The organism is Leptothoe sp. LEGE 181152, from assembly GCF_032906605.1.
Taxonomy (GTDB): domain Bacteria; phylum Cyanobacteriota; class Cyanobacteriia; order Phormidesmidales; family Phormidesmidaceae; genus Leptothoe; species Leptothoe turfae.
On the sequence record NZ_JASATU010000068.1, the window covers coordinates 228,190 to 240,520 of the forward strand.

Here is a 12,331-nt window from a genome sequence, read left to right on the forward strand (position 1 = left end):
TCAATCCTCTATAAGGTGTGAACAAGCTGTTTAACTTTGTGGATTTTGCCCTCCCCAATCCTGGGAGCTTTGAGTCTGGCCTCCCCTAGGATCGGCTACCGTGTACACACATCTCGGAAGATGGTTCAAACTCCTGCATTACCCCCCTTAATCCCCCCTTGGTAAGGGGGGAAACTCCGGTCCTCCTCCTTACCAAGGGGGAGTTAGAGGGGGTTAGACAACCGCGAACGCTAGTATCCAGGACTTGTGTATACACCGTAGCCTAGGATTGGGAGGTGGGAGGGGGCCTCTGTATCTGATAGCTAATTGGGTCAACCGACTTATATCCTTATCGTCGCTACTAATTATAAGCCTCTAACAATTTTGTAGTGTCTCATCCTCCACATGGGCACCACTCGCCACAAACTTCTTTGCTGATCGAAATTTGTCTGTCTCCCGTAGTTGCTGACTCATAAATCGGCAAATCTCCAACAAAATGTGAGGGCGCTGCGTCGTTAAACTAATAAACCGCTGTTTCTCCAACTTCAGCAACATGCAATCATCTTTCGCAATTGCCCCATTCCAACGGGGTGCATCGTCAAACAAGGCAATCTCACCAAAATAATTACCTGTCATCAGCTGCTTAATCTCTTTTTGTTCATCATCTACAGTCTTCACAATCTGCACTGTTCCCGACGCGATGATATACAGATGAGACCCCCAGCTACCCTCTTCAAAGATAGTTGTACTTGCCATAAACTGCTGAGGCACAAGAGCTTCATCAATTAGTAGTAGCTCATCTAAAGAGAGATTTTGAAACAGGGCGACATCTTTGAGAATAATCAGACGATTCATAAGTGTGTCGGGTGTAGATGGCTGTAGTGCTGTGTAGACATCCTGTAGCAGGGGTGGCGTGGGGAACAAGTCACGGGCCACGGACTGAACCACAGGATCTACATCTTTTAACGATGCCCGAGGAATTTTGGCCAAAGCGATTAACGCTCCGGCTCGCAACCAGCGATCTTTAGATTCAATTGCTTCTAACAGAATCTTATAACCTTTATTCCGTAGCCAGTGAAGCGAGGGTTGAGACCCTTGGGCTGTCCCCACGCCGTCGGTATCTTGCTCTAGTAATGGTAACAGTGGCAAGATAAACCGACGGTGGCTGAGGGATGCTAATACCTCGACTGCATTGGAGCGATCGCGACTGTCTGTGGTGGCAAAAATCTGGTTCACCGTATTCACAGTGCGGCTATGGCCCAGGCTGGACAGCACATAGAGCACCTTTTGAATCAGCCGCTGATGATAGTCTTCAATGGCAACGGCCAGGGGCTTCCAGTTGGGGTCATCCTGGGGAATCTGGGTTTGCCAACGGCGGGTGTGACCCACCTGCTGAAAATCATCTGCCAGGTGGGCATACAAAATGTCGCTGGCCTGGCGGGTGCGAATTTTACCGATAGCTGCGATCGCACTATTTACTGTCTGTCGATTATCAGACCCCAGCTGTTCCTTAGCCTCAGTCAGACCTCCCTTAGCCGCCAGCAAAGTAGCCGCCTGTTCCCGTACCCGAGGGTGAACGTCGCCTAAGGCAGTGGCCAGGGGCACCAGATTCCCATGGCTTTGTTGCCATAGGGTGAGGGCCGCAATTCTCACCCCAGGTTGCTCGTGGGAAAAATGCTGCTGAGCCAGGGCCAGGGTCTTGAGGCGGGCCGCATCGGGCATGGTTTCACCCAACTTAGCCAGGGTTTCTAGGCCTAGCTGTTTCGTGTCAGCACTGCCGTGGGGCAAAAGGCGTGTGGTCAAAAATTCCAGCAGTGTTTCATCGGCACTGCGTGCCACTACACGGATGACCGCCTTTGCCACCCCTTCATCCAGCCCATACTGTTCAATCTCTGAAAATGCCGTATCCGTGAGCGCGGTCCCCTGCAGTCTGGCCACCATGGCTAGGGATCTCAAACTTATATCAGCCTGCGCAATCAGCTCATCCAAAATCTCATCCGCAATCGGCTGTTGCTGCACCATGAGAATTTCCAACGCCGTTAGCCGACAGGCGAGCGGCTGCTCTGGTGTCAGTTGCTCTTGCCAAACAGACCAGAGTCCGGCTTCTCCTGTCTCGTCTGGCTCTAGCTCAGCGTTTGGCCCTACCCCTTCTTCTGAAACTCCTTCGCTAAATAACGACACCACCGCCGATCGCACCTGGCGATCTGCCCCTGGCAACAGGGTCAGCACATCGTCTAAAAACTCCCCCGGTTCTCCCACCCGCGTTGCTAATTCCAGACCTTTAATCTGGTCGTAGCGCTCGTCTGACTGTAGCAGGGTCTGAATCGTTGCCTTCAGGGGTAATACCGCCTGACGGCTGGCCAGCTGATCGAGGTCAATGGCATCTGTGCGAATCAGATCCTCTAGCCCAGCGGTATAAAAGCGTCCCATGGGCAGCCGCACTAGCAAAAATAGCATGACCAGACTGCAGACTAGCCAGGTGATTTGCTCCAGACTGAGGGTATGTTCACCCAGCCATAAAAATGCGCCTGCACAGGTTAGCCCCACGGCATAGATAAACCCGTCGCTCAAGGTGCGAATCCGCCCCATAAATTCTTTGGGGATGGCGTTGTAGTTAAGCTGATGGACCGGTAGATTAATCGCTTTATAGAGGGCATCGCTGTTGAGCTGTAAACCAATGGCAGCTGGCAGCTGGCCGTTGACCCCCAGCCCCATAAATGCGGCCAGGGTGGTCAATGGAAAGACCACGTTCATGCGAGCTACCCCCAGCCAGCGCAGTAGAGGCCGAGTCAGACCGTAAAGCACCACCATTTGGACAATGCTTACCACCACTCGCATCAGGCCCAAAAAGCCAGTCAGGGCCCGTTGTGTAAACTCCTGACCGTAGATGCTAAACCAAAGAAATTCAGAGCTGAGGTAAATGATCACCAGCAGAAAGCTGCTGGCCGCCAGAAAAATAACCAGTGGATAGCGTTTGGCCAGTTCGGGAAATGACTGGAGCGATTCGATGACACCAACGGTTTCACTGGGCTGTTTGCTGAGGGGGCGCTGGGTACGGTCGAGATAGGTGAGTTGCAGCAGTGCGATCGCAATCACCACTGGCAAACACAGCAGTAAATTCTGGGTGCTCAACCACCGCGATAACCCACCCACCAAACTACCGCCAACTAAGGCACCCACCGCCTGGCTAATACCAATATAGGGAGCATACTGCTTGTACTCCAGGGTATTAAAGTAGTCAGTCAGCAAACTGGGGTAAAGGATATTGTTACAAATATCCCACTGAAAAAAACTGACAATCAGTAATCCATAGTAAACAGGAGCCATATCCAGGGGCAAAGCCAGCCGCAGAGCGACCACCAGCATCAGCAATACCACCAGTGCCCCACAAAACAGCTCAGTGCTGCGAACCCGCTGCACCACCTGGCTGATGCAGATATAGGCAGGCATGGAGCAGAGGCCAATCAAAATAAATGCAATCGGTAGCCGTTCAGCCCCCAGCTGGCTGACAAAGATAGAATTAGCCACCGCGATCGCCATCACACTCTGCACCAACACCGTCACTGCAAGCAGTAACAGCTGGGTCAGCCGGCTATCCTGTAAAGATTTAAACGCGGTTAGCATCAACGACATCAGTTCATAGCTTTTCCATACTATTAAACGTCCATGACAAAAAAATGAAGAATTTAGTTATCTCGTATTGGTGTATGGCTATGAATGGGTCTAATCTTCCCCCATATCCTCTAATGCTAAAGGCTGTACAGAACGGGGTAACCGATCGATGGGTTCAATGGTGTCCAAGTCATCACCGGCTGCTGCTCCTAGGGCTTTAAATTTACGCGCACTCACCAGCACCCGATTTTCTAAAGATCCCACTGCTTTATTAAAGGTGTCGACGGTAGAATCCAACCCCCGCCGCATTTTTTGCAGATGTCCGGTAAATACCCGCATCCGGTCATACAGTTCTCGACCCAGGGTACTAATCTGCTGAGCATTTTCTGTAATGGCATCCTGCTGCCAGCCATAGGCCACGGCCTTAAGCAAAGCAATCAGTGTGGTGGGGGTGGCTAAAATCACCCGCTGGGCAATACCGGCTTCGATTAGACTAGGGTCTTGTTCCAGCGCAGCACTGAAGAAGATTTCCCCAGGTAAAAACAACACCACAAATTCAGGGCTGGGTTGAAACTGATCCCAGTAGGCTTTTTGACCCAGTTGCTGAATATGTCGACGCACCTGCTGGGCATGCTCCTTGAGTTTATTCAGCCGCAGGGCTTCATCGGTCATATCCAATGCTTCCAAGTAAGCTGCCAGAGGAGCCTTGGCATCCACAACAATGCGGCGCTGCTGCGGTAGTTGCACCACCATATCAGGGCGTAGTGCACCGTTGCCGGTCGTGACCTGTTGGGCAAAATCACAGTGCTCAACCATCCCCGCAATTTCTACCACCCGCTTCAGCTGAATTTCTCCCCAGCGACCCCGCACATTGGGAGCCCTCAGCGCCTTGGTTAAATTGGCAGTTTCCGTTTGGAGCTGCAACTGTCCTGTGGCCAGTTGAGTAATTTGCTCGCTCAGCTGACTATAGGCCGACAGCCGATTACGTTCTAAATCCTGCAAGTAGGTTTCTACTTTGCTCAACGACGATTGCAACGGCTGCACCAGGCCATCAATGGCTTGCTGTCGTTGCAGTAACTCACTGCTCGACTGAGTATGAAACTGCCCTAGTTTTGTTTGGGCCAGGTTCAAAAACGTCTCGTTGTTAGTCCGTAGAGCTTCAGCTGAAAGGACCTTAAATGCCTCCACCATTTGCTCTCGGGCTTGGTTTAACAATGCTAGCTTTTCGTCGGTGGTCTGCTGTTGCGTTTGTAACTGAGTTTGGCTCTGGGCCAGTCGCACTGTGAGCTGGCTCTTCTCTACCTGCAACCGTTGATTTTCTGTTTGCAAAGCTGCGGTCTGAGCAGCTTTACTGTCAGCCACCGCCCGCTGTGCAGCCTCCTGGGTCAGCGTTTGCCGTTCTTGTTCAAGTCTGGTCTGCAAACTGTGGATTTGTTGTTGCAGAGCGCTGAGCTGTTCATCTTTAGCGTGTAACTGCTCAATCATGGTGGCGCGTTCTGCCACCAGATCATGCTTGGCACGTTCCCTCACGGCTTGATATCGAGACTGCCAAATAAGCCAACTCATTAGACAGCCCAACCCTGCCCCTGCCAGAAAAATTACCGGCCACTGCATAGGCTAAGTACAGATTTACTATTGCACCATAGAGTATCATCCTAATTCTCAATCGTAAAATCGCTACTCAACCCGCCATAATGCGCAGGTGTTTAAGTGAGTTGCGTTGATTCTGCCGTAGTCACCGGGTACTTTCATAAAAGATATGAATAAGGGTTGATGATAAATGTGGTATTCGCAGCCCATGGCTAATCTATAGACAGGGCCATTGGTCTAGTTCAGCTGAGCCATATTAACTGTGAGAACTTAAGTTTTTCTAGTGGAAAACTCAGGGTTTCAACATGGATGTGGTTTATGTTTTGATAGGAGCTGGTCTTTTTAGACTACGCGTACACATCCATTTACATTCACCGCAGCGACTAAATTCATCAAGAGCCTTATAGGGAATGACCGTTAAAAGCCCACCAGAGAAACTTCTCAGATCTCCGATATTGGACAAGCTGCCAAACTACGGAATCCAAAGCGATGAATGCCCCCGTCGGGCAAAAACGCAGCTAGACTTTATCATGCTTGCCGTTGAGGCCCTTGAACTTAATGCATCTCAAGTGATGTTGGCAGCCATCAAAGATCTGGGGCTGCAAGATGTACTTAGGAGTCGCGTTCATCTTTGGCGGTTGCGTAGTACCAATCCGCTGCGAAAATTTAATCAGCGTCAGCCCCTCACTCTAGAAGAAGCTAAGGCTCTGGTGTTAGTGGTCTGCTATCTATGTCGTAAATTAACGGTGCTGATTCGCCAGCTGTTTTTGGGCTACCAACAACTCCAAGATCACCAGCTTTCTCTCGATCACCATTTTCGCTTAGCTAAATACTTAAAGCGATTTCGCTCCCATTTCCGGGCTCGTATGAATCCCAAACGGGCGATGGTGATTACCTACAGCAAAGATGAAAAACTCGATCAGCTGGCACTCTCGCTACTAACTCAGCTCCTGATCTGTACAGGCACTCGCGGTGAAGAACGACTCTGGGCCAGCCTCTTTGATGGGGAGATATCATGACCATTAAACGACAGTATGTGCTGCCAAACTGCAGTCTAATATTAGAAGGCCTCAGTGCAGATGCCTCCAATGTGCTCTCAATACTGGCCAATGCTGAGTTTAAGATCGTAGGAATTGAACAATCTCTATCGGGGGGGACGGAGTTTTTTAAGGCGCTCAACAGTGCGGTTAGCGCCTACTGTCAACGTTTGCTGAGTGGTCTCGACCATCCCGAGCACATGGGATCCCAGACATCTCTGGTGACGGTTGAAGCGGATGAAGGCCAATACCATCGTCTCATCGTCCAGCCTGAGTGCCTCAACGACTCATCCGGTGATGAGACAGATGGGAAGGCTCCCAAAAACATTAAGCTTTCAACGGTACAGCTGTTTGATATGGCTGAGGCTATCGATCAGTTTTACGCGGATACTCAAACCTTACCCGATGTGACAGTGCCCCTTGCGCCTCTGCCTCGTAAGTATGTCAGGCCTGAGGAACCGCTAGCGAAACGAGCTGTCCCGCCAGTTCTAGGCTTAGGCACATTGGCTGTGGCTGCTCTGGGGCTGTTCTTCTTGCCGGTGCCAGAACTGACTGAACCAGAAGGCCTGCAGCAGAATTCTGCTGCATTGGAAGAGCAAATAGAGAATGAAATCGCCATTGATACCGATGCAGACGGAACGGCACCGACATCCGAGGTGCCGGAAGAGGGGGCTGAGGATGGTGAGATCAGCGAAGATGCAGAAACATCGTCTCAACCCCCTCTTATTACTGATACTGAACAGCTAACAGCTCTACAACAGCAGGTGCAAGGGCAAATTACCGACGGTTTATCCAGTGATACAACCTTTGATCAACCACTGCGCTATCAGATCTCCGTTGCTGCCAACGGCGATATTGTTGGCTATAACCCAGTGGATAGCGCTTCCCTGGAAAACTTGGATAGTACTCCCCTACCTGAACTGACCTACATTCCAGTGGATGAAACATCTGTAGCATCAGTGGCTCAGTTTGAGGTTGCCTTCGCACCAGATGGCACCGTTGCAGTGGTGTCTGACCAGCTAAGCACAGTTGAATCCGAGGCGGTGACCCCTGATGCGGTGAATCTTGAGGTGGTCGAGTCGGAGTCGGTAGAAGACGAGGATCTGCCAGAAGAGTCTGACAATGAAACATCCGAGCAATCATCCGTGCCAAACAGTGAGACTGTGACAGGGCGGAGTGCTGAAACGGCGGCTGAAACCCTTGCGGCAATAACTACACCCATTCAAGACGTAGATCGTATTGATGCTCTCAATCAAGGGCTGCGACGTACCATTATCCAAAACCGTGCCCCAGATCGAACCGGACCAGAAGTTCGCTATCGGATTCGTCTCGACCAGGAAGGTAATGTGACGGGTTATGAAGCCACTAATGCAGTCGCCGAGCGGTATGTAGATGATTTCAATCTACCGAGTCTGGTCAAAGACTCTAGTGACGAGCAGCCGCAGCTGGATTTTTTAGTCGTAATTAGTGACGGCAATATCGTGGAAGTTAATCCCTGGGATGGTTGGCCTGAGAATTAACTCAGTTCTTAGTTCTAAATTTTGTAGGGCTTTACTCTTATCCATGAGTATTTTGGGTTAAGCTCACAGCTTGGAACAGCCTTGATCCTGGTCTTTACCGGATCCTCGGCACTAATCACGACTCAAGGAGCATTGCTGTGTCTAGTGAGCAATACCCTGAACTTCCTTCACTCTATCCAAGTCCTGACCCCTCGCCCACGGCTCCTACCATGGAGGCTGTGCCGCCGTCGCCTTCTCGTCGTCGTCGTTGGATAAACCGGGCAGGACATGGCTTACTGGCATTAGGACTATTGTTAGCCGGTGTCCCAGCTGCCTGGTTGTTGGGAATTGGTGCATCTAGAGTAGTCTCAGCCCCCACCAAACGGATGCCTCTGCAGGAAGTGGTGCTGCGGCGAACCAATCGAGTGTTTACAGAAATCTATCGCTTGCCTAGCCGTTGGCGACCTGCGCCCCCTCTAGAAACTCGTATTGAACCGATACCCATACCCACTCAGCCGATTGAGCCTTTAACGACACCACCACCAGCTTTGAATAATCGAGAACGTCAGATCGCTGAGGAAGAATTCGCCGCTCTTCAGCAAGAATTTGAAACCATTCGTAAGCGTTTGTATGACTTGGAAAGCAAACTAGGTCGAGCGCAGTCCACTGCAGATGTTGAGAGTAGGCTGGCAAATTTAGAGCGACGCCTTATCCCTGACCAGGCTGATGAGCCAGGTGTGCAACCTGTTTCCACAACCGCCATTGCCGATGAGCCGCAACTAGAAGAAAATACCCCACAGGTGCATCATCCCCTATTAGAAACCACCGAACTGAAGATCACCCTACCGAGTGATGCACTGTTTGCCCCTGGAGAAGCACGTTTGTTGGCCACTGCTCCAGAACTCCTCAACAGCATTTTTGGAGATCTTCGCCAATATCCGAAGGCTACGATTTTAATTGGTAGCCACACCGATGACCGGATGGAGCCATCCCAAAGCATGAGCTTGGCATTTCAACAGGCAAACGCCCTCAGGGCCTATCTGGCTGGCAACTTACCAGACGAAAACCGTTGGGTTACCATCGGCTATGGCCAAAGCCAGCCCATTACTGACAATAGCAACCCTCAATTTCGTCAGCGCAATCGCCGTATTGAAATTGCTATTGATCGCCGTTAGCGACATCCGGGATATCTTGCCGTATTGAAATTGCTATTGATCGCCGTTAGCGACATCCGAGATATCTTGCCGTATTGAAATTGCTATTGATCGCCGTTAGGGGCATGCTGATAATCAACTCACTTATTCAGTGTCCATTCCTGTAATGAAAGTTGTCTACTTTGGTACTCCACAATTTGCGGTACCTGGCCTTATTCGTCTGCTTAAAGACCCTGATTTTGATATTATTGCCGTCGTTACTCAGCCAGATAAGCGGCGGGGGCGCGGCAGTAAAGTGACCCCTTCCCCTGTGAAAACAGTGGCTACCGAAGCCGGGATTCCTGTGTGGCAACCCCAAAAAATCAAAAAAGATGCTGAGGCTCTAGACTTCCTCAGCCACTGTCAGGCTGATGCCTTTGTGGTAGTTGCCTATGGCCAAATCCTTTCCCAAGAAATTTTGGATATGCCGCGACTGGGGTCAATCAATGGTCATGGCTCGATTTTACCCACCTACCGTGGGGCTGCTCCCATTCAGTGGAGTTTATACCACGGTGAGGCGGAGACCGGTGTAACCACCATGTTGATGGATGCCGGTATGGATACAGGCCCCATGTTGCTAGAGGAAAAGATTCCCATTGGGCTCTTGGATAACGCCTGGGCAATTGCTGATACCTTGTCTAAACTCACAGCTGAGCTGCTGTTGAGCACACTTCATAAGCTAGATGGCCAAGCCATTCGTCCCATTCCTCAAATTGAGGAGCAGGCCACCTATGCGCCGCTGATTAAGAAAGCTGATTATGTCATTGACTGGCAGCGTCCGGCTCTGGATATCCATAACCAAATCCGGGGCTTCTATCCCAACTGTGTCACTCAGCTACAACAGCCGCCGCTTAAAATTAGTGAGACGATTCCTCTGTTTGATGGCGTCTGGTCTCAACTGCCTGAGGACTATCGGACTTTAAAAGATGCCTATGGGGCTCTAAAGCCTGCCGAGCCTGGCAAAGTTATGGCTGTTTGGAAAAATCATGGCCCTGTCATTGGCACAGGTGATGGATATTTATTGCTCCGTCAGGTTCAGCCAGCGGGTAAAAAATCTCAGTCTGGGTGGGCCTTTGCCAATGGCAGTCGTTTAGCTTTAGGAGAGAACTTAGGTTAGGCATAGGGGCTGCTGGTCGTCGATGGTTGCCCTTCGATACCGGGCGTTATCGGTCAGGATTGTGTATCAATTTTGGGACAAAAAAAACTCCTGGCTGAGGCCAGGAGCTTGTTTGTAGATGTCCAGGAAAAAGCTAGTCTAACCTTGGGAAAGTCCGCCAAGGTTACTTGAACATTGGCCTTAGCCAGCTGCCAAATAACCTTGGAACGTTGCCTTACGACGACGTAGATGCTTAAGGGCCTGTTGTTCTAGCTGGCGAACCCGCTCGCGGCTGATACCCATCCGCTGTCCTACCTTAGCTAGGGAGAGCTGGGTGCCGTCGATCAGGCCAAAGCGTAGATTGATCACTTCCTTCTGCTGAGGAGTGAGTTCTGTCAGCATATTGCGAATATCTTGACGCAAGGACTGCTGAACCGTGTAATCCTCAGGTGACACGGTGTCGTCCTCCAGTAGCTCCTGTAGCTCTGTATCCTGGTTGTCGCCGATGCGGACATCCAGAGATATGGGCTGACGGGACATGGTTAGGTATTCCCGTACTTGTTCAGGGGTGAGGTCAAGCTCCTGACCAATTTCACCAACCGATGGACTACGGCCTAACTTCTGGGCAAGTACGCGCTGCTCACGCTTAATTTTATTGAGCTTTTCGGTGATGTGAATGGGTAGACGAATGGTGCGTGACTGCTGTGCGATCGCACGGGTAATTGCCTGACGAATCCACCAGTAAGCATAGGTGGAAAACTTATACCCTTTCATGGGGTCAAACTTTTCGACACCGCGCTCCAGACCTAAAGTACCTTCCTGGATTAAATCTAGGAATTCTAAATTACGCTTTTGATACTTTTTAGCCACTGCTACTACAAGGCGCAGGTTAGCTTCGATCATTTTGCGCTTTGCCCGTTCACCGTGCCGTAGCTGATGGACGAGTTCTGTCTCGGAAATACCGGCAGCCTGCGACCATTCGACTCGATTCGCATCATGACCGAGTTCTTCGTCTAACTTATCTTTAGTCTCCTGCAGAGCCATCAAGCACTGTACCTGCTTACCCAACACAATTTCTTCTTCATGAGTGAGTAGAGGTACGCGACCAATCTCTTGAAGATAAGTGCGTACGGTATCAGTACTGTAGGCAACTGGTGAAGTTCGTTTTGGGGCTTTCAGCTTCGACATAGCTTGTAATGGACCTCCACTGCTGGAAAAGTGTGCCAGGTATAGGGTATTTATGAACCCTTAACCACGAGTTGAATTCGAAAGGTTGAACTTTACTGGTAATACGCAGAACACAACAAATCGGATTGCAATTAATGGAATCGCTCTAACAATCCGCTTCAAACGCCTAGGTCAAGGCTGAACATGTACCTATATTTCTGAAAAACGAACTTAAAACGGATTCATTATGAGTTTAATTTTACCCTAAGTAACACAAATGATTACACTTGATTAAACAACTCTCATAAACACATCTCTATTTCGTTACTTTAAGGTAAATAGATGAGAAATCTAAGAAGTCTCAGATTAGAGTTGGCTGAGAGAAGAGCGGGTAAACGACAATCTCCGTAGTGCTAGTATGCCTCAAGCTTTCAGGCGTTTGGGTGAGGTTTTCCTTGGGCGATAACCGAACCGAATGGGCTGATTATGGATTATTTATGCACGTATCCACAAATTCTTATACCTGTCTGTTTGAGAACTTAAGCGACTATGAAGTTTAGGGGCGAACTAGAAACAATTTTGTAGTCATTAGAACAACTTTTGTCTTGTTTCGAGACTAAACCTAGCAATTAACATCCACCATATGTGGGATGAATGAGGTCTATGAATGAAATAAATAAATCCCTTTTTTATAAACAGAATTAAGACCTTGCCAGGGTTAATAGATATCGGTGGATGATATCATAATTTAGTTCATTTGTACTGAAGGAGGCGTAAAAATAAGTAGAGGACTATTGGTATGGACGTAGGTAACGCTCATAATTTCCCCATTATTGGGATATTACTGAGAATAAGACGTAATAATGCAGTCCAGGTAACGCAAGGAGAACACGGTTGGCGACATTATAGCTCTACTTTTAAGCAGCAATAATAAGTACTGTGACACCTATGACTATCCCTAAGAGTGTCACAGTACTTAAAGTTATTGCTAATCATTCTCTAAGAGATAGAGGTTTCTGATGTTAGATGCTTGTTAAGGCCCATGGGTTGCCTGGCGTTAGAAATAACCTGATACAGCGGTTATCTCATGTCTATATGTTTTATTATCCTTGTCAGTCAAAGCTTTGGAAGACTTTTGGTGATTTTTCTGTTCCAAAA

At 49.4% G+C, this 12,331-nt stretch carries 7 protein-coding genes; 4 read left to right on the top strand and 3 right to left on the bottom strand.

Annotation, left to right across the window (positions count from 1 at the left end; translation table 11 throughout):
* Nucleotides 1–354: 354 nt before the first annotated feature.
* Both QGP82_RS34615 and QGP82_RS34620 read right to left on the bottom strand, forming a co-directional pair.
* Nucleotides 355–3,603: a cyclic nucleotide-binding domain-containing protein gene (locus tag QGP82_RS34615; RefSeq protein ID WP_499062323.1), complete on the bottom strand. Its 3,249-nt coding sequence runs from the start codon at nt 3,601–3,603 to the stop codon at nt 355–357.
* Nucleotides 3,604–3,702: 99 nt separating this feature from the next.
* On the bottom strand, nt 3,703–5,205 hold the full coding sequence (locus QGP82_RS34620) for a DNA recombination protein RmuC (RefSeq protein WP_499062324.1): 1,503 nt from the start codon (nt 5,203–5,205) through the stop codon (nt 3,703–3,705).
* Nucleotides 5,206–5,591: 386 nt separating this feature from the next.
* On the opposite strand from QGP82_RS34620, the gene QGP82_RS34625 reads away from it, so the two are divergent.
* The 4 genes from QGP82_RS34625 to fmt all read left to right on the top strand — a co-directional run bounded on the left by QGP82_RS34625 (nt 5,592) and on the right by fmt (nt 10,027).
* Complete coding sequence (locus QGP82_RS34625; protein WP_163664873.1) at nt 5,592–6,200, top strand: DUF3038 domain-containing protein; 609 nt, start codon at nt 5,592–5,594, stop codon at nt 6,198–6,200.
* Entirely contained in the window at nt 6,197–7,738 is a 1,542-nt protein-coding gene (locus QGP82_RS34630; protein WP_499062325.1) for a DUF4335 domain-containing protein, read from the top strand. Before QGP82_RS34625 ends, QGP82_RS34630 begins: the two co-directional genes overlap by 4 nt.
* 137 nt (nt 7,739–7,875) lie before the next feature.
* Nucleotides 7,876–8,892, top strand: a complete 1,017-nt coding sequence (locus QGP82_RS34635) for an OmpA family protein (RefSeq protein ID WP_499062326.1) — start codon at nt 7,876–7,878, stop codon at nt 8,890–8,892.
* Between the two features lie 145 nt (nt 8,893–9,037).
* Complete coding sequence (gene fmt, locus QGP82_RS34640; protein ID WP_163700231.1) at nt 9,038–10,027, top strand: methionyl-tRNA formyltransferase; 990 nt, start codon at nt 9,038–9,040, stop codon at nt 10,025–10,027.
* Between the two features lie 180 nt (nt 10,028–10,207).
* Here fmt and QGP82_RS34645 read toward each other — a convergent pair whose 3' ends face one another.
* Nucleotides 10,208–11,194 (bottom strand): RNA polymerase sigma factor, RpoD/SigA family, encoded by a 987-nt coding sequence (locus QGP82_RS34645; RefSeq protein WP_006514862.1) that lies wholly within the window; start codon nt 11,192–11,194, stop codon nt 10,208–10,210.
* Nucleotides 11,195–12,331 lie beyond the last annotated feature (1,137 nt).

Excerpts from the sequence above, each read along its gene's own strand:
- QGP82_RS34630 (WP_499062325.1), top strand. The coding sequence starts at position 6,197 with ATGACCATTAAACGACAGTATGTGCTGCCAAACTGCAGTCTAATATTA.
- QGP82_RS34620 (WP_499062324.1), bottom strand. The coding sequence starts at position 5,205 with ATGCAGTGGCCGGTAATTTTTCTGGCAGGGGCAGGGTTGGGCTGTCTA.
- QGP82_RS34625 (WP_163664873.1), top strand. The coding sequence starts at position 5,592 with ATGACCGTTAAAAGCCCACCAGAGAAACTTCTCAGATCTCCGATATTG.
- QGP82_RS34645 (WP_006514862.1), bottom strand. The coding sequence starts at position 11,194 with ATGTCGAAGCTGAAAGCCCCAAAACGAACTTCACCAGTTGCCTACAGT.
- QGP82_RS34615 (WP_499062323.1), bottom strand. The coding sequence starts at position 3,603 with ATGCTAACCGCGTTTAAATCTTTACAGGATAGCCGGCTGACCCAGCTG.
- fmt (WP_163700231.1), top strand. The coding sequence starts at position 9,038 with ATGAAAGTTGTCTACTTTGGTACTCCACAATTTGCGGTACCTGGCCTT.